The organism is Paenibacillus sp. WG02, assembly GCF_055396115.1.
In genome coordinates, this window is sequence record NZ_AP036016.1 from 6,943,646 (window position 1) to 6,964,982 (window position 21,337).

Sequence of the window (21,337 nt, forward strand, 5' to 3'; positions counted from 1 at the left end):
AGCGGATATCCGTAATTTTGTTACTTATCCTTACTGAGTTCCTGTGCTCCAAACCCCAGTTTCTTTAACAGATCGATCATCTGAAGTTTATCCTCTTTGCTTATAAATGAGAAATTCTCAGATATAACAGCTGCATGTTTCGGAAAAATCTCATTAAACAAGGTTTCCCCCTGCTCAGTAAGGGCGACATTGGAGGTTCTTCTATCCGTAGGACTTGATTGCCGTCTTACATAATCTTTCTGTTCAAGCTTATCTACCACGTAGGTAATACTCCCGCTTGGAATGCTAAATATTTCACTAATCCTTTGAATAGGATGAGGTCCTTTGTTGTAGAGGAGCTCTAGAATCATAAAATGGTCAGGACTGATTCCATGACTTTCGATATCTCGTTTGGTATTATCAGCTATAGCTTTAGCTGCTTTACTCCAGATTCGGAATAATCTTAAATCAAGCTGGCTTTGTTCGTCTCCCTGGTACATGATCGTTCCTCCTTTGGTGTAAATCCTTTCTTAGTCTTCTCTACATCGAGTTGTCATAATACTATGCTAACTTTAGGCTAATTTGTTTGTCAAGTAATCCTCTTTTTCATTAAAAAAAACTCCTCTTCAGGAGTTCATTAGCATTTTAATTTGGATCTAAAGGTAAAATAAGGTCAACCGTTGTTCCTTTATCGATCTGACTTTTAATAGTAAGACTACCGTGATGTGCTTCAATAATTTTTTGGCTCACCATTAATCCTAGTCCGGTCCCATTCTCTTTCGTCGTATAAAAGGGTTCTCCTAACATACCTATTCGATCTTCAGAAATTCCACACCCCTGATCAATAAACCGAATAACGATATTATTGTCGTCTACCTTCATAATAATTTCGATAATACCGCCTGCTGACATCGCTTCAATCGCATTTTTAAGAATATTAATAACGACCTGTTTTAATTGATTTTCTTCACAATTGATTAACGGAATGTCCCGATCAAATGCCGTATGAATTTGCACATCGCTAAGAATGGCTTGTGTGTCAAGCAGCGAGATCACATCATGTAGAATTTTACGAAGATCTTTCATCTCAAAACACACGGCTTGCGGCTTGGCAATAACCAAAAACTCGCTCACGATATAATTAATTCGGTCTAATTCAGTTAACATAATTTGAAAATACTCATTATAATTATCCATTCTGGTCTGTAATAATTGGACAAATCCTCTTAGAGAAGTTAATGGATTCCGAATCTCGTGAGCAACTCCAGCGGCTAGCTGCCCCACTACGGATAGCTTTTCTGACTTAATCAGAAGCTCATCAGTTCTTTTACGTTCGGTTATGTCTTTTGCAATACCATACACACCATCGATCTTATCATTTATGATAATCGGAACCGTCTTTAAATTTAATTCGATACTATAGCCTCGTTTATTAATAATGGTGACTTCGATATTGTTAGATTCACCTTTTGTAGACGCTTCAAACAGATTGCTTGCTTTAAGGTGATCCTCACCTACTATTAATTTACAAAGGCTTTGATCCAGCAGCTCTTCCTGCTGATAGCCCGTAATCCTTTCAGTAGCTGAATTCATATTAAGTATTCGCCCATTTAGATCTAATTCAAATATAGCATCGGGGTTATTTTCAACAAGGGACTTATAACTCTGCTCTCTCTCTTCCAGCATACGCCTGGCTCGTTTACGCTCAGTGATATCCCTGCAGATAAGCTGTACGGCCGGTTTGCCTAAGTAGATACAAGGTACCGCTCTGACTTCTACATCAATAACTTGACGATCAACACGAAGAAATTTCTGCTCGATGGGAGCAGAGGGCACCTTCTCCTCTTCGATCAGCCTAATTCGTTCCTTAGCAATATCAATGAAATCAGGATGCACCAAATTCATTATGGGATAACCAATAAGTTCCTCTGGGCTAGCTGCGCCAAATATTTCGGCACCGGCCGGATTGATATAGACTATTTTTCCTTTACTGTGAACAACTAACGGTTCCGGTGAGTGCTCTACAAGTATTCGGTACCGTTCATCGCTTTCTGTAAGGGCTTTCTTCAAACGTGTTACCCACCAATATAGAACCAACGCTGTAAGTAATACATAAAATAGACCCTTAGTTGAATGAATAGTGATTGCCCCTGATAAGTTAAGAATGTCCATAACTCTATCGGACAGGATAATCCATAGACTTCCTACAAGTAAATAGACCAAAGAGATTTTAAAAGGAGTTCTGAGATTTAGTGCCTTTGACCAATTATGCATATCATTCTTCCTTAACCTTCCTTTTTCACTCTGACTGAACACATTGGATAATTAACTAGTAGTTATTATACATAGATGCTTCTGATTATAACATTTATTTTTCAAAATGATTATCGGTTTTTTATTCCAAAGATTAAGACCTCTTACATACAAAAAAAGGAGCCGCCGATTAGCAACTCCCTCACTTAACAATTATTTAGATTTGGTCATTCTCTTCTTCCTGATAAATCTTCTATCTATATAAAAAGCTACTCCAACTGAAAGTGCACCGATTAAAAGAGGTATGCCGAACGCATCAAGTGAAAATGGTTTGCCGTCAAGACTTAGATGGTTAGCACGATATTCAAGTCGTTTAGCAGCAAAATGAGCAGTTAGAACATCCTCTTGTTTCGATAAATCCTCCAGTGGTGCTTCCATGACAAATCTTTTCGGAGAATCATTATGGATAAACAGAAGTTCCGTGTCATTACCAAGCTGCTTCCATTGGTTTACGGTTTCAGCCGCTAGAGTCTTTGCCTGAGTGCCTGCAATTATCATTTTATCTAATCTCGGGGCATTGGACATTTGATATCTAGCCTGCAGGTTAAGGCGGTATTTTGTCACTACGGGTTGTTCCGAGCTTGAAATTGTCAACGTCTTTGTCGTACCGGAAGCAGAGTAAGAATCAAAAATCGAACCCAATGCCGTTTCCTCTATACCGTTATACAACAGTACGCCGGCTTGTTTCTTGTTCCACTGATAGGCAAAATTTAAAATATAAGCCGCATCCTTTGGTTCTATGGAAAATGGCTCCATCTTTGGGTTATGAACAAATTGGTACGTAGGGTAATTCATCTCTTCTGCTGTTTTCACGGCTACGGCTTCGCCTAATTGTTGTGATATGACATATAGGACAGCATCGATTCCAGATGTCACGCCTGCCGAGGAAACGATATTACCGTCAGGAACATAACGCTGGTCCCTTTGCCAGTGGACTTCGGGATATTTCTTTTCCAATCTATTAATATCGCCCCAGTGTGTTGCTGCTGATTTCCCGTTCAACAAACCAGTTTCGGCAAGTGTCTCGGCTCCATTGCAAATGCTTAGTAGAATCGTTTTATTTCCTGAATTTTTTATGATCCAGTCTTGCACGGGGTGAACCTTCTTGTCTTCCATGATGGGAATGTTGGGAATCACTATAATGTCGGGACTTTTACCTAATAAATCATCCATCTCTTTAAAAGAGTAGTGCGGCAGCAGATCAAGACCGCCCGTTAATGACTTAATATGACGATCCGAGGCAACGGCAAAAACATTATAGGCTCCAGTACGGGAGAACATTTCATAAGGAACCAGAAAATCGATTACTTCGGTCACGCTATCCCCTAGAATAACGGCTACGGTCGGCTTCCGCGGATCATATTCGGGTATCTTAACTTCTTGCAAAAGTGGTGATGGCTTATCGATACCCGACATCTCGCTTTGCATCGTCCTAGAATATCCGATAGCTCCGGCTCCCCCCACAAAAACAACGAATACACATACATAAATAACGATACGTAATACTAACCTCATCTTAATTCTCCCCTCCACCTTTTCAACTTGCTTTCTTAAAGCATAATGAAAAGATATGGTCTTTACACCAACCATACGTCGGGTTAACAACCTCGACCCTAGAGGGGGGAATATCGTTCTAGAGGCTGAGAGGATCTTAAATTCAAACGATTAGTTAGCAGCAGCGGTTGGTAATGGTCCTACGGGAGCTGCCACTCTCGGCTTGTCTTCCAACACTCTTGCCTCCGGACTTATCGGCGCCGCTCTCGGCTTGTCTTCCAACACTCTGGGTTCCGGACTTACCGGCACCGCTTTAGGCTTGTCATCCAACACTCTTGGTTCCGGACTTACCGGCGCGGCGCTCGGCTTATCATCCAACACCGTTGGCTGCACGCCTACGGAAGTCGCCGTTCTCGACTTCTCATCCGAAGGAGTTGCCTGTGGTACTACGGAAACGCCCACTTTCGGTGTCTCTTGGGAAACTGTCGTATTTGAGTTTACAAAATCCTGCTGTTTTACTTTTTCTTCGGAAACGGCCGAACTTTGCAATTGTGTAGTTGTCGAACTGTCCTTAGGATTCGTTAACGCGCATCCACTTATGAAGATGATGGTTGCTATCCCAAGAAACGACCAACGATACGAATTTGTTTTAAATTGTTTGATCATTTTTATTCTCCTTTGCAGTTGTATTTTGCTTCCTGTTAGATTTACGTTTCCAAACGATTGAACAGGTCGCGAGAAATTTTCCAACAGTTTGATAAGCGTATAGCCATAATCCTGGCTTTTGTCAGGAGTAAGGCAGCTTAGAGCAAGAGCATCACTGGCGATTTCCTGATCTTCCCGCATTCGGCGATAAGCATACCAAAGGACTGGATTAAACCAATGAATAATCAGTAGGGTATGCATGAACCAATTGACCCCAATGTCATTACGCTTGCTATGAGCCAGTTCATGTAGGAACACATGCTGCAATTGATCGTCATTCAAGCTGTTTAAAATGGTTTTGGGCATAATCAATTGGGGTTTTACAAAACCAAATAGGGTTGGTGTCGCCAAATTGCTAGATTCAACGAGAGCAATGGGTTTATGTACCGACATCATTTTTTTACACTGATTGAAAAGCTCCATTACTCTTCCATCGGTTATCGTAACCGTCTCATTTTTCATTTTCCGGCAAATTTCCTGTTGATCATGATCGTATATATCCCTAAAAAACACACGCCAACCAGCCATAATACAACTAAATTCCGGTAAACAGATTGGGCAGCAGTTTCCGATACAGCAGCTCTTGTAAGTATGACTTCCTGATTAACTTGATCTGCCGAATGAACGGCATCTGTGTAACCGATCCAATTATAAATACTGAATTCGCTCTCTGGGCCCCATGGCAAAACTAATCGAACAATAACCAGCAGCCACATCAAATAGTGCCATCTTGGTTTCAAGCGATGCCTTAACATGTGCTGCATCACTATAATCAGCACAACCAGAACACTTGCCATAGTTGAAACTGACCAAACCCAATCAAAGAGATCAATAAGGTGTTCCGTTAATTGTTTCACATTCACCCTGCCCTTCCTTCATCGAGTCAAAATAGGTAACAGCTGGCACGATGCAAACCCGCAAATCGTTCATTTTGTTTTGTCATCTAGGATATTTTTCAATTCCTTAATATCTTCCGCTGAGAGCTGTTCTTCCTTCAAAAAGTTAACCAGCAGCGGCTTAAAGGCACCGCCGTAAATTCTCTTCAGGAACGATTGCGTTTCTGACTTCACACATTCGTCTTCGGATACTAATGGAAAATAGGCGTACACCCTGTTTTCTTGTGAATACGAAATTGCTTGTTTTTGGGCTAATCTGTTTAAAAGCGTTCTAACTGTTTTCGGTTTCCAATCCGTTCGGACTTCCAATGCTTCAATCACTTCATTTGCCGTACATGGTGTCTTAGCCCAGAGAACTTTCATTACTTCCCATTCCGCATCGGAGATATGGGGAACATTTTTCACAGGTTTACCTCCTGACTTTTTATGGATTACATATGTAATACAATAGTTATATTACATATGTAATCCATAGAAGTCAATTACAAAATTAACAAAATAAAAAGCCGCTCGCCATAGGGCAGAAGCAGCTTTGCGTTTTTTATACTGTTTACATACCGAGCAGCGCTCACCTTATCATTGATAACACTCTTTTAATCACCGAACATACGAGGAGTTGTATCATGATCTTGCCCTTCTAATCGTTTACTCAAAGTATGAAACCAGCTGTCAGAAAGTCCTTGAACCGCAAGTATTTTTTGGATGCCATTCTGATTTCCCTTATCATGATGCATCAATTGATTCGCAAAATGAATGGTAATTTGGTGTTCATTCCGTTTCTTCAATATAACCAAATCGGATTTGTTCACAAAACCTTCCTGTAGTACCCTAAAATAGAAGCCTGTAAATCCCGTATCTTGAACCTGAGCAGCAAGGTCCGTCACATTGAATTTTTTTGCTAGCTTATGGCAGGGTTGGCGAGGCTGGCTCACTTGTAAAATGGAGCTTCCTACTGCAAAAATATCTCCTATACATACCTCTGACTCCAACAATCCTAATGAAGTGAAATTTTCGCCGAAAGCTCCGAAAGAAAGAGGGCGATTAAGATGATTTTCCCAATACGCATAATGCTCAAAGGGATATACGCATACCGCTTTATCTTTGCCGCCGTGGTAACGCAAATCCGCTTGCCCATCGCCCTTCAAATTTGTAAAAGAGAGAAACAGCTCCTCCTCAGTCGCTTCTTTGAAAATACCGGTTTCCAACTCTTTCCCTTGATATTCCATCCTGAGGGGCATTCCGATATTTAATGAAAGTATACGCTGTTGAACCAATGTGATTATTCCCTCCGAAGTTTAGGTGTGTGTTCAGGACATTCTTTTAAAGTTGCCTCGTGAGCAAGATATTTTTTAATCAAATTACAGTAATGCGGTTCATTACCGTCACCAATATTGGGTTGAAAGTGCATGCACCCCAGGCAAGGTTCTGACACAATTAGATGTCCATTTTTCTGCAAAGTCGACGCCACTGAACCCAGTCCCAGTTCAAGATGATCCAATACTTCATCGCTCATTTGCGACACAGCTTCCTCTAGCGAACTTCCCCAATTTTGAAGTCGAAGCGCCATAGCAAAACCTTTCTCAGTTAATTGCAGAAGCGTGATACGTTTATCACTTGGATGCTTGTCCTTTTGCACAAATTCTTTTTCCATCAAACCATTGATGATTTTCACAGCAGTTACGTGTGAGGATCCAATCATATCGGCAAAATTCCCTACACTTGCAACATCCGAACGCGTATGGTAAATGAACAATAATCCTTGAATTTGTGCAGGGGATAGCCCTGCTTGATCACTTTCGCTCTGCGTCATTTTTTTGATCGCTTGCGATAGTCGAAAGAGAGTCATTGCGACCCGGGCCGCTTTATTGTCATGACGATATTGCGGTTCGAATAGCATATCAACCAATCCTTCCGATGTAGAATATTCCTATTGTACATTGGAAGGCGCAAGAAAATAAAGGTATAAAAAATGAAGCTGCCTCTAAAGCAAGGCATCATGTTTTATGCTATCCTTTTTTAACGTCTTCAAGGCTAGCTCCGAAGTTAATGTGGTAAACCACACCATCTAAAATCAAAGCAGGTACAGATTTTACAGCCAACTTCTCGGCTTCAGCAATGCGTGATGGCTCTTGGCCCAGATGGACCACCTCAACGTTAACCTTCGATTTGTCGAGATACCCTAACACGGATTGCTCTGCATCCACACATACCGGACATCCTGCATGATAAAATACGGCTGTTGACATAAGAATCATCTCCTCTTTCATATTATGTAGCATTGCTACGTAATTAATATACAAATTTTTCTTGTTCCCGTCAATACATTTATTGACAAAAAAAAGCAGCTCGCCATATAGGCAGAAGCGGCTTTGAGTTTTTTAATTATTTGTCACATTAAATTCATTAACTTTCTCACACGAACTTCCAACTCAACGAGCGAGAACGGCTTCGTCATATAGTCGTCTGCTCCCATTTGAAAGCCTTTGGCTAGATCATCTTCCTTCTTCTTACCTGAAAGCATAAGTACCTTCATATCCCTAACGTTTAGACGAGGGTCTTTCTTTATCTGCGACAACAATGAGAATCCATCCAGCTTCGGCATCATGCCATCGAGAATACAAGCATCATAGGTATTAGAGAGCATTAAGCTGAGCGCGACTTCACCATCGGCAGCATGCGTAATTGTAATCGGTAAATGCTCTAAATGTGATGTGAGAATCGCTCGTAAAATCGGATCATCGTCCACAATGAGCAGATTTTTCTTGTCAATTTGCGGACTGGCCGTTAACTTACGTTGCTCTGACCCTTCATCCTCTTCCGAAGCGCTAACAATTCTATCCCTGCCTTGTTGCTTAGCTTGGTACATCGCATCATCAGCCTTAGCCACCCACTCCGCAACCGTCATCCCTTCATGCCACTCTGCAACACCTGCTGAAAAGGTGATCGAGAAGGTTTGGCCCTCGTACTGTGCAACTGCATTTAAACGAACTTTATTAAGAATCGACTGCATGGTTGCACAGGCCTGCTCCACCGTTGTATTCGGAAGGGCAATAACGAACTCCTCGCCACCGAAACGTGCTAGCAGATCTGTCGAACGCAAGTTCACTTGGAGCAAATGAGCTAAGCCTTGCAGTACCAAATCTCCCACGTGATGCCCGTAAGTATCATTGATCCGTTTAAAGCAATCAATATCAATAAACACAAGCGAGATTGGTGCCGGATAGCGTTCAATACGCTGTAATTCCATACCAATTTGAAGATCAAAATAGCGCCGGTTGAACACTCCCGTCAGCGGATCACGGAAGGCAAGCTGCTCGAAATTTTTAGTCCTTTTGAGCAGTCCATAAATTCTTGCGGCCAATTCCTCGTACTGAAATGGCTTCGTCACATAATCATCGGCTCCCAAGTGAAAACAGCGGACTTTATCATTCAAATCGTTGCGTCCCGACAATACAATTAGGGGTAACCATTTCAATGTAGGATCCTCTTTGAGAAATTCAAATAACTCGTACCCAGACTGAGGATGCATCATGAGATCCAGCGTCACTAAATCATACGTGTGTTCACGCAATAATTTCATCGCGCTCTCCACATCGGCTGCTTCATCAACAACACAGTCATCGAGTTGAAGTCGACGGGTCAAATAATTACGCAGCACCTCATCGTCATCCACAAGCAGCAATCTACTCTTCATGGACCCGAGCAAAGAGCCGCCTCCAGGATCCTGCTGCTCGTCCATCTGGATTTCCGTCACACAGATATCATATTCCATATTCATTTCACGAAGTGCATGTATACTGCGTTCTGCGCATTCAATAATCGGGTTGATCGCCATGAGTAACTCTTCTCCGTCATTATCCATGGATTGCGTCCATTCCCAGGCTCGAACCATATCCTCAGCCAGTTTACCGATCCGGACATAACCAAAAATAGGTGCACTGCCTTTAAGCGTATGTACGATGCGATAAAACTGTTTTAAATCATCGGCTGCAGCCGCCATCTGGATCGTATCAAGCAGCGAGTTAAGCTGTTTAAGCTGCTTTTCAAATTCACGAATAAACAGCTTTCTTCCTTGTCTAAGAATTCTTGCATCTCTATCCAATTCTGACTTGGAGTCCTTCAACCCCTCTAGATTCGTAGTACTCATAACAGCCAATCACCCTTTTTTATATATAAAATAATCCCTATATCGTTCGAATTAACGTTGTAATAATTGTCCGACCGTATCTATTAATTGAAGAGGGCTGAATGGTTTAACAATATAAGTGGTAACGCCTGCTGCTTTGGCTTTTTCTTTGTCCTTATCTAAGGCTTTAGCCGTCAGTAAAATAACCGGTATATCCCGATTGGCATTATCGCTATGCCGCAGCCATTCACAGACTTCAACACCCGTCCGCTCCGGCATCATATAGTCAAGTATGATAAGATCGTAGGTATCTTTTTGCAATTGCTCCATCGCTTGTTGACCATCTTCAGCTTCCGAGATGGCATAACCTTCATCAGAAAGAGTTTCCGTAAGCAGAAAACGCAGCGCGATTTCGTCATCTGCAAGTAATATTTTATAAACAGACATGTCGTTCTCCTCAACCTAAATAGATTAACTTAATTATAGCATCATGCATTCTGGCAGGATAGAAATTTGTCGAAATAAACCGAACTTTTCACTTGTTTTTTTGGGCTGAATAGGCTCTCCATGAGGAGCTATTAATCTCTTTGAGCCCGCTAATGGTTTCCCAGATATAAACCCAGCCTTCACGCAAGCCATTAACATCGCTGACCCACACTCTTTCATACTCATTAGAGGCACCGGGACCGTTGTACCCCTCCAGAATATCCATTGCTTGCAGCCCTTCCTCTGTTACTTCGAACCACTCGCCAATCACTTTATGATCCCCTTTCGTAAGAGTAAGAGCTGGATATGGGCCTACATCATATAGACGACCAAATATCGTACCCGGTTGTACGGAGATTAAAAAAGGTGCAGCAACATGATGATTACTCTCTCCCGCAAGCAATGTTCCGTAAACGAATACGGAAATCATAATGACTCCTCCTACCTAATCGATGAATTCAGATGTTTCACATTTAATTCCATTAATTCGCTGAGACATGAAAGCATCCCTTCTATCAAGCGCACAAAAGACATACTGCATGGCAGTATGTCTCATTTAGGATAGGTTGCACCCACACTTTTCAAAGTTAGGACAACTTAATAAGCTGTCCTCCGTCGATGACCATAGCGTGTCCCGTCATATATCGTGAATCGTCACTTGCAAGGAAAAAAGCAGCGCCGGCAATATCTTCCGGTTGACCAACGATTTGCATAGGAATCGTCTTCAGATAGGTCGAAAAAGCATCGGGATTGTCCATCAGTGGCAGGGTCAACCGCGTTGCGATAAAACCAGGGCATAGGGAATTTACACGAATACCATTCCTAGCAAGCTCAAGTGCCATGGACATCATCAGCAAGTTCATTCCGCCTTTTGTCGCGTTGTAGTGCGCTTGATCGCTTTCAGCCGCGAGTCCGTTGACGCTCGACATATGGATGATGGAGCCTCCTTGTCCTCTGCGTACCATTTCCCTTGCCGCTTTCTGGGAAACGAGGAAGGCTCCTTTCAAATTAATATTCATATGGCGGTCCCAGTCCTCCTCGGCTATGTCCAAAAAGGGAGACGGACTGCATATTCCCGCGTTATTTACAAGTACATCCAGGTATCCCCATTCCTCAATGACTTTATCAATCATTCCATCAACATCCAATTTATACTGAACGTCGCACTGCAGCGCCAACACTTCACCACCAGTTGACTTTATCTGCTCCGCAACTTCGTCAAGGGCTGTTTGTTCCAACCCGCATAAGGCCACTTTCGCCCCTTCCCGGGAAAAGCGCAGCGCAATTGCGCGACCGATGCCATGGGAACCTCCGGTAATCAAAGCTACTTTATTTATCAGCTTCATTTCTCGGCCTCCTCTCCAACTTGCTGCATGAATGACCTTGCCTCATGATCAAGCGGATAAATGGGTCGCCTTACATGCTGATAAGTAAAAAAGGACAGATTTGAGCTGCAACAACCCGGCGTATCCACAGGGATGATATGACGGCAAACGGAGCCGAATGCTGTTTTCCAGGCAATCGCAGATTTAACGACGATAACGTGAAAATCCTCTGGGCGAAGGCCAACGGAGCCTACATGCCCCGGATCCCATGGCGCTGTCCGTTTCGAGGTCAAGATCAGCGTAAGCCGCCCGGCCTCGATTACAGCGGTAGGCCCCATGTCTGCCCATTGTCCAGTCATGTAAGAACCGGTGTGAGCGTATTTGCCGTCAAATAACAGCCGAACTGTTCCGCTTACTTGTACAGGTTCGCCGTGCAGTCCCCCGCTTCTTCCGCCAACCTTCCGAGCCAAAATCGATCCTACGCCAAGGCGATGCGCTTCCATAACGGCCTCATCATCACAAATGACCATCAAGCTTTTTTTCACGGGATCTATTAGATGTCGCAGCGTATGGGTTGCATCGGCCGGAGCGCCCCCGCCAACATTATCTGATCCCTCCACCAAAATGACAGGCCCTTCCGACTGATTCATCGCCTTGACGACCGCCTCACTCGGCGAAAATCCCTTATAATCGAATTTGTCTCTAAGCATCCATGCCAAATGCGCGAGTTCTTCGGCATAATGCCGGGCTAGCTCGGGAGCCCCATCCGTTGTGACGACAAAGGAGATGCCGGCATCTGGCACGTCACTATAGGGAAAGCCGCCAGCCGCAGTGACATTCAACACCATAGGTTCCCGCTCGATGGCGAAGGCCCGCTTCATGATAACCTTCATCGGGCCTTCTTCATCCGTCAACATCACCTGTGGAACAATCAGCAAGCCCGGCTTGGCCAGTGCAAGTACAGGATTTATCTCTTTCCGAATGGCTCCCGCCAGCAAATGCAAAGCCTCCTGAGCTCTCTCGTAAGCATCAATATGTGGATAAGTATCGTAGCCGACAACGATGTCGCTCATATCTGCCATTTGCTTGCTTATATTGGCGTGCAAATCCAATGTAACGGCAATTGGTTTGGACGCACCCCATTTACTTCGAAGGCGGCTTAACAGTTCGCCTTCCATATCAGGGAAGTCTACCGCTACCATAGCTCCATGCAGGATAACCAATACCCCGTCTGCTGCTGTATCGAGCGATGCCGCTACCTCCTCTAAGAGGATAGCAGCTGTTTCGCATGTTACGATGCCGCTCGGTGTTGCTGCCGCATAAAGGCCAACAGCCAATTCTTCGCCTAAAGACTGGACGGTGGCGACGACTCCCCCCATGGAAGTGCGCGTATGGGCGTAACGGCTAATAAATGCTTCGTTGCCCGAGACCCATTCACTTGCAAAATCGTCAAGCTCCGTTCGTCCTGGAGCAAACGTGTTCGTTTCGTGGAACATTCCGACAACCGCTATTCGCATTTTACTCATCCCACCTCCGGTATCATCCCGCACCACTCGACGATAATTTCCGCATACCAGCGGATTAATTGCTCGTAGCTGGCCAAATCAAGATATTCATCCGCAGTGTGAGCATTGGCTCCCATTGGTCCTAGAATGAGCGCCGGCGTATCGTTATACAAGTTAAATAAAAAAGCGTCGCAAGCAAAAGGGGCGCCTTGTGGTTCTTCTTGCCTTTCTTCCAACACTTTTTCTCCGCTTTGCCAGACGTATTGCATAAATAAATCCGTATTAGCTCCTGACTTGATCTCACTTCCGCTTAAATAACGGATCAGTGGTTTGATCTCCGGTCGGCGGCATTTGAGCAGCGTTGGATATTCATGAAGCTTAGCCTCATAAAATGCCCACAGCTCCGTGATGATGCCTTCACCTGTCATACCTGGAAAGCCTTCTATCCAAAAATTGACCTCGCCCGAGGCGGGCAGCTTCTCCTGCAGTTCCCGGTTCACGTCTCCCGAGATAAGGCTAAGCAGGGTCACTTCCGGCAGTCTGCCCTCTCGCCACCATAGAGGCCGCACCAGTTTTTCTTTGCGGTAATCACCGAATGCCCGCAGCAGATTCGCAAATTCAACGGTCGCATCGAGTGCGCTCACCAGCTCTTCGCCAGCGAATCCGATGCCGCTTTTGCCAGTCAAGGTCGCCTTCCAGATCCCGCCGCCTAGATGGGCTGGGTACAGTCTCAGATTCGACGGCTCAGGAATAATCGCCATATCAGCGCGAGGGCCGCGCAGTCTGCCGGCCAACGTACCGTTGGCTCCGCCGTGTTCCTCGTCGACCACGCTCTCTACATAGACCTCTCCAGCGACTGGAATGCCAAGCGATTGCAGGCATTTGATGGCCATGAGCGCAGCGGCCATGCCGCCTTTCATGTCATAAGAGCCGCGTCCGTAAAGTTTGCCTTGATCGACTTGCCCGGAAAAAGGGGGAAATGTCCATGTCTCATTGCCTTCGTATACGGTATCTGCATGCCCTGAAAATAGAAGCGAGCGCCCATTTCCTTGCCCAAAAAATCGCCCAACCACGTTCGGGCGATTCTCATAATTGCGCCCATCCATATAGGCGGGGTGCTCCTTTAATCCGGGCACCTCGGATAGCTCGTAGCAATCGACGCTAGCCCCCTCCTTCTGCATCCATGCCGCCAAATAGCGTTGATACTCGGCCTCGTTGCCTTTTGGCGGGTGGTTTACGCTTGGAATTTGCACCAGCTCGGCGGCTAAACCGACCGCTTCTTCAAGATGAGTCTGCACCCAAAGGCGAATCGTTTGCGATAACAAGTCACGATCCATCATGATCTCCCTCCCCTGAACGGTATCCGATTATGAAATGCCTTCCCGTTTGGCCGGCGCATAAGCAATAACGTCAATTTCCACGAGATAACTCCCCATATCGACAGGCGCGCTTGTGCGAGCCGGATAAGGCATGCTGAACACCTCAGCATACGTACGGTTATACCCGGGAAATCTTCGACTCGACTGACAAAAGCGTTCACCTTAACGACATGCTCCAAGGTTAAACCGCCCGATTCCAGAATAATTTCCACATTCCGCAAGCTTTGCCGTGTTTGCTCTTCTATGGATGATCCGGCAATTTCACCTGTTGCGGGATCTACGCCGACTTGACCCGACACATACACGAAATCACCCGCACGCACAGCGTGGGAAAAAGGAAGCGGAAATTGAGCGCCTTGCGGCGTGCTCCATGCTTGAGACATACTTATTCATCTCCTTAAAGTATAATTGGAATTGCACAATTCAGTCACGATGGATAACATCCATCTCCTTGCCAAGCTCATGGGACCGATAGATTTGTTCGATCACAGCGACTACGCTCCGCGCATAAGACATGGAGCATTCCGGCTCCTTACCGTCCTCGATGTAACTCCATAAATCTTCAAATTGCAGCTCAAAAGGATTTCGATTATGGTCAAGCGGCAGCTGCTTGTAAACGCCCGCTTCGCTGATCCAAATCCCCTGCCTCGCTACCAGCTTTACCATGCCGCCGGTAAACACAAGCTCTGTTTCATCTTTTGGCACGCATTGATAGCCAGATTGGGCGATCGATAGCGGCACCCCGTTCTCATTAATTGCAAACACAAGACCGCTCCCCTCCACGTCGCCTCTATCCCCAAACCAACTTAAAGCAGCTCTCACCTTCGTTATTTTCCCGCCGCTCAGCCACTGGATTTTGTCGATGGAGTGGGCGCCAAGATTGCTTAGAATCCCCCCGCCCGCTTTGGCTTTCTCGAAAAACCAATCCAGCCACCGGTATCGAAGTAGTAGGCATGCCGGGTATCGTTGATCATAACCAGTTCACCCAGTCCGCCTTCCTTCAACACGGCTTTGGCCGCCATATTTTGCTGCAGGTAGTGCTGCGTATGGCCCACCATCAGCTTCACGCCGTTTTCTCGCACCGCATGAATGATTTCATCGCACTCGACCGTGCTTAGGGCCATAGGCTTTTCCAACAAAATATGGCAGCCCAGCTGTGCGCAAAAGACAGCGGCTTCCTTATGCAAGAAATGAGGCAGCAGAATGACAGCTACATCCGGCTTTTCCCGCTCGATCATGATCCGATAATCGGCATAAGCGCGAATCCCGTATGCGGACGCCCATTCCTCGGCTTTCTCCGGTACAGCATCGGCAATAGCCACAGCCTGCATGTTTCGCTGAGATCGCAGCGCTTCCAAATGACTTCCCGCTATACTGCCGCCCCCGATCAACGCAACCCGATAAGCCATCTTGCATCTCCTCCATGATGTTTGGTGTGTTAATCTTTCAAACCCAGCCCGGTTAAGTCAGCAATCGTATTATTTTGCTCCGCCTCATACAGCTTCCAGATCACTCTCAGACCTTGCAAACTACCAGGTCCGTCCGTCAATGGCTTCGAACCCGTTCGGATACAATCGAGAAAATGCTCGATTTCAAAATGGGTGAATTTCCCGCCTTCTTCGTCTTCCATAATCAACTCCGCTTGAGACGCATTCACCAAATTCGCATTTTCAGGCAAAATATTGGTGTGGGCATACAGCTTGCGATCCGTGATATGAGCTTCAATCATTCCCTGGGTACAATGAGCATGAATGCTATACCCAAGGCGGGTTCCCCTTGCTCCCCACGTGCCGAAATGGTACGCCAGCGCGCCGCTCTCAAATTGAATGACGACATTGCTGGTACCTTCCTTTTCCATCCAAGGGGTTCCGAAGTTCGTGCCGATATGCATGCCTTTGACCGGATTGCCGAGCATCCACAGCATTAAGTCTACGTAGTGGCAGCCATGGCTAAAAAATTGTCCTCCGCCCAAACGCTCAGCCGACAATCCCCAGTGCCCTTCGGGATATTCGGTATACTGCTCCGTCCAGATCGATAGTTGGAAGACGTCGCCGTATGCTTTTGAATCCAAAAGTTCTTTCATTTTCACCACAATGGGCCAAAAGCGGACCGGATACGCCGTCATTAGCACCTTGCCGGTTTCTTCCGCCTTGCGAATTAGACGGGTGCACTCCTCTTCGGTGTTGCACATCGGCTTTTCCATTAATACATGCTTACCTGCCCCGAGAAAGTACATGCCGGTTTCAAAATGCAAGTCATGAGGAAGTACCACGAGAACGGCGTCCACATGATCGATCATATCCCTGTAATCCTCTACAGCAATGGAGGCACCATAGAGCTCAGACCGCTTTGCGCGCCCTCTCTGGTACAATATCGCAAGTTACTGTAATGATCACTTTGTCGGCGAGCTTTTGAAAGCCGAGAGAATGTGTGTCCGACATGCCCCCGCAGCCAAGAATTCCTAGTCTGATTTTTCCCATTGCTTTCACCCTTTGTCTGTTTACTTGGTCTTCTATTCCTAACTTTATGATTTCTGCCTGCCCAGTTAAAGCGGGGAATCTGACATTTATTTTCAATTCAAGACTTCTTCTTTATATAAAGTAAACAAGCAGCGGGACCAGAGTCCGCACTGCCTGTTCTAGTTAGTTTATGGGGTCAAAGATGACCCGGGTCCGTCACCGTTTGGATGGGGACACCATTCACGGCAAAGTAGGCAGAATAGGAAAAGGAGCATACCTGTCAGGTATGCTCCTCCCGAAAGTCCGAAACGGACTTGCCTGTAACCTTCTTAAACGTTCTCGCAAAATAGCTTGGATTCTGATAACCGACCCGGAAACCGACCTCGTAGCTTTTACAGGAGATATCTTTTAAAAACCGTTTGGCTTGCTCAATTCTGTAGTTGGTCAAATAGTCGATAAAGCTGCTGCCAGTCACCTTTTTGAACAGCCTGCTTAAATAATCGGGATTCATGTACAGGGAGTCACCGATATCATGCAGGGTGATCTGCTCGTGATAGGTTTTCTCGATAATCTTTTTGATATGGCTGACAATCCGGCTGTTCCCTCGGTCCCTGCTGTCCAGAATCAAATCGATCAACAGATCGATTCGTTCTTTGAACCACACTTTCAGCTGCAGCAGCGTCTCAAATACAACCAGATTCATCGTCAGCGACCTATTTTCTTGAAACTGCCGATACACCATAATAATCATTTCCATGCAGATCTTATGGACCTGCGCCGGTTGAATATTTTCACCCGATAGTACCTGTTGAAACAGTTCTTCCACATAAACGGAAGCAACCTTCTTATTCCCTTCATCGATCGCAGCAATCAATTTCTTCTCGTATTCGAATGGGTATTCGATAGAGACAGTCTCATCTAGGGAGGAACGGTAAGCGCTTACGGTATAGATACCCCCCAGGAACATCGCTTGTAGGGCTTGAAGCGATTGCTGATAAGCCTCGTCTAGCCTCCTAAGCTCCATGACTGCATTCCCGATGCCAATGTTGGATCGAATGCTTTGTTTTTTTAGCACGTACATCATCTCTTTGCACGATTCTGACAAATCTTCTTGAAATGTGCGTGAATCGTCTGTGGGACAGGATAACAGGAACACGATATTCCCTTGTTGATCCGTCATTGCGAATGCTGCAATCGGCTTTTTAACCGCATATATCAGTCTTTCTTCAAGATCCTGCGGGAGCGGATGCTCGTTCTGTTCATGCATTTTGATCGTGACAATCGTATAGAGTATGTCATGGGGATCACCGGGAAACTGCGCTTCCTCGATGGCTGCGAGCAGCCCGTTCTCATCTTGATATTGCCGGTAGATCAGGCTTCTTAGCGCTTTTTCCCTAATGAGGCGGGAACTCTTGTGAAGAAGCGCTTTGTTCTTTTTTTCTTCGTCCAGCTTTTGCTTCAGATTGCCAAATTTCTCGCGTAGCTCCGGCAGCTTCGTCGGCTTTAGAATATAATCGAATACACCCAGCTCAATCGCTTTTTTGGCATATTGAAAGTCATCAAACCCGCTTAATATCATAAACTTGATGGTATAGCCTCTTTCATGGGCTTGCTCGATAAGGCCGATGCCATCCAATACCGGCATGCGAATGTCGGTCAGAATCACGTCCGGGCATTCGACTTCAGCAATAAAACGCATCGCTTCCTTGCCGTTGACAGCTTCTCCGATGCATACAAAGCCCAGGCTGTTCCAATCAACGATACGCTGCAGCCCCGTGCGGATTTTCTCTTCATCATCTACAATCAACAATCGGTACATGCGCTTCAGTCCCCTCCTTGATCAAAGAAGTTGGGCGATCCAAACCTATCCTCTGGTCCATGAAGCGGCAGGCAGATCACGATCCGGGTGCCGACATTCACTTCACTGTAAAGACTAATTCCATACTGTTCACCATAATAAAGCTGGATGCGATCATGCACGTTATGGATACCAATTCCGTCGATTTGCGACGATTTATAATCCTTTAATGCACGCCTTACGGCTTCCAACTGCTCCGGCGGCATACCTAATCCGTTATCCGCAATTTCTAATTGCACAAAGTCGTCGAAGATCTCGCCTTTAATGACAATCAAGCCTATGCCTTCCTTCATCTCCAAGCCATGATATATCGCGTTCTCCACAAGCGGCTGTAAAATGAGCTTCAATGTCTTATAGGCATAAAGGTGTGGATCAATCTCCCACTCCACTTCAAATTTATCCATATAGCGTTCTTTTTGAATGAAGAGATAATTTTTCACATGGTTGATCTCATCCTCAAACATGACGATTTCTTTACCTTTATTAATGCTTAACCGCAGCAAATCGGATAATGCCGTGACCATTTCGCTTACTTTATTCGGACCATTCGTGAACATCATTGCTTCCCAGTTGATCGATTCCAGCGTGTTGTACAAGAAATGCGGATTAATCTGAGCCTGAAGCGAATTGAGCTCCGCTTCCTTTCGGCGGATTCCCTGCATATACGTTTCGTTCATAAGCTCGTTCAGACGTCGAACCATCGCATTGAAGCCATCCGCCAAGCCTTGAATTTCATCTCTAGATCGAATATCCACCTGAATGCCGAGGTTGCCTCCCGCTACTTCCGACATGCCGTCATTTAACGTGTGAATGCGCAAAGTCAGGAAGCGAATAAACCAATAAATGCCCGCTCCGAGCACCGCAGCGTCAAGTAGAATGGCCAACCACATAAAAGTGCTCTTCAGTGGGATGGGCTGATCGAGTAGTGACTCAGGGATTGCTTCCACTAGAATCCAAGCCGTAGATTCCAAACGGCTGTAAACAAATTGGGTCGGAACGCCATTCGCCATTCCCTTCCAAATGCCATTTTTCGAAGATGAACCGGCAGGCCAATCCGCTGCTAGCGCCTTTCCAATATTCGACTTGAGCGGGTGAGAGATGATCTTCCCTTTTTCATCCATGATAAAAATCGTAGAAGGCAGCATTTGTGTTTGCGGGGCGTATAGATTTTGCAGCAGCTGCTCATTCACTGAAAGAATCAAGGTGCCAAGCGGTTCGAAAAAAAAGTATTTTTCATAGTTTGTAAGCGCGAGCATGTTTTTACCAAAATGAATGCCAAAAGTGCCGCAATCCGCTGATGACGGGAACCAGATCGTCTTGTTCTGCACATTGCTTTTGATGATTTCCAGTTGTCCGCCTATGGAGTGTTGAAGACACCCCGTCCGGTGAACCAGCTGCTGGTGTTCGTCATACAAGGAAACGGCCACTTCGCCGGAAGCGACTTCTTCCATTTTATATACAACGTTGTCTGCGGTACGCGCTAACTCTTTTTTACTTAGCGTCCCCTCGCCGAATTGGGCGAGTGCCCGGTTCAATGTTTTCTCTCCAAATAAATAGTTTAATTTTTGGTTGTACAGATCGAGATTCACATCGATTTTCTTAGCCTGAACTTCCAGCTGTGTACTATGGTGATGAACCGTTTGGGTCTTGATTGATTGGGTGGCTTGTGCGTTCATAATGAGAATCGATGCCACCATCGGCACCATAACGATCGCGACATAAATGATCACGATGCGCAATTTGTTGGACAAGCTTCGGCTTCCCATAATATTGGGTATTGTAATAGGCTGATCTTCCTGGTGGTTACCCTTTATCATGAATTCAATTTGCTGTTGAATATAACGAATAGAAGCGGTAATTCGGTAGGATAACAACAAGGAGAATAGCACGGATAGAATGAAAGATAAGACACCGACCCATACAATGAATACGCCCACATTAGATATTTCACGCAAAAGGTCCTTCATGTTCGTGAAGACGATCACTTTAAATAATCGATCCTCCGAGCTCTGGTAAGAGACGAAATAAGAGTCTCCTTCAATGGTCTTTTGAAGCGTCCCCTCTTGCGCCTTAAGCGGTTTTGCGCCATTTTGCGTAAAAAAGGTCTGCACCTTTTCGTCACCATGGCGATAAATCAGGCTTCCTTCTGCATCAGTCAAGCTTATATTCATTTCGGTGCCCTGCAGCAGACTTTCCCATACCGTTCCTCTGAGATGAACGGCGACCATGCCAACGACTTGTCCACTCACGTTGTCTTTAATTTTCAATAGATAGATATAATGCAAATCAGAAGTACCGGTATGGTCAAAAATCCACCCAAACTCCCGATCCTGCAAAGCCCGCAGCGTCTGGTCGAAATCAAAATCCTTCACAATGGATTCCACGCTGGTAGAAAATCTGAAATCAGGAGTCGGTTTCTTCGAAATAATTTCTACATAGCTGACTTCCTTGCTCATTTTAACAACAAACTCGTTCAGAACCTGATCGATTTTCGTGCCGGTATCCGCTTGATCACCAGCGATTAGGGGGCTTCTCAGGAACTGGACAAGATTCGCGTCATCCGCAATCAGCTTCGTTTCCCTGCTCAACCTGTGCAAAAACAGATCGACATTGCCCGTTACCGATGCGACTTCGGCCCGGCTGGAATCGAGCGCATTCTTTTGAATCGCATTCGAATAAAGCGAATAGAAAAACAAGCAGGTGAAGAAGAAACAGAACAACGAAATGCCTGTTACAAATAGAGTGAGTCTATGCTTGATTCTCAGTCTGCAGCACCCCCGGTGTCCTTAAGGAATGGGTCGAGTGTTCTTGC

General features: G+C 45.4%; 22 protein-coding genes. All 22 read right to left on the bottom strand.

The genetic code is table 11. The features are described from left to right. Window positions 1–20 precede the first annotated feature (20 nt). Window positions 21–479, bottom strand: coding sequence for a MarR family winged helix-turn-helix transcriptional regulator (locus tag ACBP55_RS31385; RefSeq protein ID WP_464647270.1), 459 nt, complete (start codon window positions 477–479; stop codon window positions 21–23). A 145-nt stretch (window positions 480–624) separates the two neighbouring features. Further along, window positions 625–2,253 (bottom strand): PAS domain-containing sensor histidine kinase, encoded by a 1,629-nt coding sequence (locus ACBP55_RS31390; protein ID WP_464647272.1) that lies wholly within the window; start codon window positions 2,251–2,253, stop codon window positions 625–627. 192 nt (window positions 2,254–2,445) lie between these two features. Further along, on the bottom strand, window positions 2,446–3,807 hold the full coding sequence (locus tag ACBP55_RS31395) for a DJ-1/PfpI family protein (protein ID WP_464647274.1): 1,362 nt from the start codon (window positions 3,805–3,807) through the stop codon (window positions 2,446–2,448). A 150-nt stretch (window positions 3,808–3,957) separates the two neighbouring features. Further along, window positions 3,958–4,953 (bottom strand): M56 family metallopeptidase, encoded by a 996-nt coding sequence (locus tag ACBP55_RS31400; protein ID WP_464647276.1) that lies wholly within the window; start codon window positions 4,951–4,953, stop codon window positions 3,958–3,960. After that, a complete protein-coding gene (locus ACBP55_RS31405; protein ID WP_464647278.1) occupies window positions 4,950–5,354 on the bottom strand; it encodes a M56 family metallopeptidase in 405 nt (134 codons plus the stop codon). The genes ACBP55_RS31400 and ACBP55_RS31405 overlap by 4 nt, the downstream gene beginning before the upstream one ends. Before the next feature lie 63 nt (window positions 5,355–5,417). Continuing rightward, on the bottom strand, window positions 5,418–5,750 hold the full coding sequence (locus ACBP55_RS31410) for a BlaI/MecI/CopY family transcriptional regulator (RefSeq protein WP_064751133.1): 333 nt from the start codon (window positions 5,748–5,750) through the stop codon (window positions 5,418–5,420). A gap of 230 nt (window positions 5,751–5,980) precedes the next feature. Continuing rightward, window positions 5,981–6,661 carry an MOSC domain-containing protein gene (locus ACBP55_RS31415; RefSeq protein WP_464647280.1) on the bottom strand — a complete coding sequence of 227 codons (681 nt, stop codon included), beginning with the start codon at window positions 6,659–6,661 and terminating at the stop codon, window positions 5,981–5,983. Window positions 6,662–6,666: 5 nt separating this feature from the next. Then, the gene (locus tag ACBP55_RS31420) at window positions 6,667–7,284 is read right to left on the bottom strand and encodes a MarR family winged helix-turn-helix transcriptional regulator (RefSeq protein ID WP_464653480.1); all 618 of its coding nucleotides are present in this window, start codon (window positions 7,282–7,284) and stop codon (window positions 6,667–6,669) included. 109 nt (window positions 7,285–7,393) lie between these two features. Next, window positions 7,394–7,633, bottom strand: a complete 240-nt coding sequence (locus ACBP55_RS31425) for a thioredoxin family protein (protein WP_464647281.1) — start codon at window positions 7,631–7,633, stop codon at window positions 7,394–7,396. Window positions 7,634–7,776: 143 nt separating this feature from the next. After that, a complete protein-coding gene (locus ACBP55_RS31430) occupies window positions 7,777–9,534 on the bottom strand; it encodes a response regulator (RefSeq protein WP_464647283.1) in 1,758 nt (585 codons plus the stop codon). A gap of 51 nt (window positions 9,535–9,585) precedes the next feature. Further along, a complete protein-coding gene (locus ACBP55_RS31435; protein ID WP_464647285.1) occupies window positions 9,586–9,960 on the bottom strand; it encodes a response regulator in 375 nt (124 codons plus the stop codon). Window positions 9,961–10,048: 88 nt separating this feature from the next. Continuing rightward, window positions 10,049–10,429 carry a gamma-glutamylcyclotransferase family protein gene (locus tag ACBP55_RS31440; RefSeq protein WP_464647287.1) on the bottom strand — a complete coding sequence of 127 codons (381 nt, stop codon included), beginning with the start codon at window positions 10,427–10,429 and terminating at the stop codon, window positions 10,049–10,051. A gap of 157 nt (window positions 10,430–10,586) precedes the next feature. Then, a complete protein-coding gene (locus ACBP55_RS31445) occupies window positions 10,587–11,345 on the bottom strand; it encodes an SDR family NAD(P)-dependent oxidoreductase (RefSeq protein WP_464647289.1) in 759 nt (252 codons plus the stop codon). Beyond that, the gene (locus tag ACBP55_RS31450; protein WP_464647291.1) at window positions 11,342–12,850 is read right to left on the bottom strand and encodes a M81 family metallopeptidase; all 1,509 of its coding nucleotides are present in this window, start codon (window positions 12,848–12,850) and stop codon (window positions 11,342–11,344) included. The genes ACBP55_RS31445 and ACBP55_RS31450 overlap by 4 nt, the downstream gene beginning before the upstream one ends. Further along, window positions 12,847–14,169: a M20 family metallopeptidase gene (locus ACBP55_RS31455; RefSeq protein ID WP_464647293.1), complete on the bottom strand. Its 1,323-nt coding sequence runs from the start codon at window positions 14,167–14,169 to the stop codon at window positions 12,847–12,849. The genes ACBP55_RS31450 and ACBP55_RS31455 overlap by 4 nt, the downstream gene beginning before the upstream one ends. Next, the gene (locus ACBP55_RS31460; RefSeq protein ID WP_464647294.1) at window positions 14,166–14,591 is read right to left on the bottom strand and encodes a RidA family protein; all 426 of its coding nucleotides are present in this window, start codon (window positions 14,589–14,591) and stop codon (window positions 14,166–14,168) included. Before ACBP55_RS31460 ends, ACBP55_RS31455 begins: the two co-directional genes overlap by 4 nt. 40 nt (window positions 14,592–14,631) lie before the next feature. Then, window positions 14,632–15,138 carry a Gfo/Idh/MocA family protein gene (locus ACBP55_RS31465; protein ID WP_464653482.1) on the bottom strand — a complete coding sequence of 169 codons (507 nt, stop codon included), beginning with the start codon at window positions 15,136–15,138 and terminating at the stop codon, window positions 14,632–14,634. After that, window positions 15,093–15,617: a Gfo/Idh/MocA family protein gene (locus tag ACBP55_RS31470; protein WP_464647296.1), complete on the bottom strand. Its 525-nt coding sequence runs from the start codon at window positions 15,615–15,617 to the stop codon at window positions 15,093–15,095. Before ACBP55_RS31470 ends, ACBP55_RS31465 begins: the two co-directional genes overlap by 46 nt. Before the next feature lie 29 nt (window positions 15,618–15,646). Continuing rightward, complete coding sequence (locus tag ACBP55_RS31475) at window positions 15,647–16,507, bottom strand: Gfo/Idh/MocA family protein (protein WP_464647299.1); 861 nt, start codon at window positions 16,505–16,507, stop codon at window positions 15,647–15,649. A gap of 40 nt (window positions 16,508–16,547) precedes the next feature. Continuing rightward, window positions 16,548–16,688: a hypothetical protein gene (locus tag ACBP55_RS31480; protein ID WP_464647301.1), complete on the bottom strand. Its 141-nt coding sequence runs from the start codon at window positions 16,686–16,688 to the stop codon at window positions 16,548–16,550. 259 nt (window positions 16,689–16,947) lie between these two features. After that, window positions 16,948–18,486: a response regulator gene (locus ACBP55_RS31485; protein WP_464647303.1), complete on the bottom strand. Its 1,539-nt coding sequence runs from the start codon at window positions 18,484–18,486 to the stop codon at window positions 16,948–16,950. A gap of 5 nt (window positions 18,487–18,491) precedes the next feature. Continuing rightward, a complete protein-coding gene (locus ACBP55_RS31490) occupies window positions 18,492–21,245 on the bottom strand; it encodes a cache domain-containing sensor histidine kinase (RefSeq protein WP_464647305.1) in 2,754 nt (917 codons plus the stop codon). Between the last annotated feature and the right edge of the window lie 92 nt (window positions 21,246–21,337).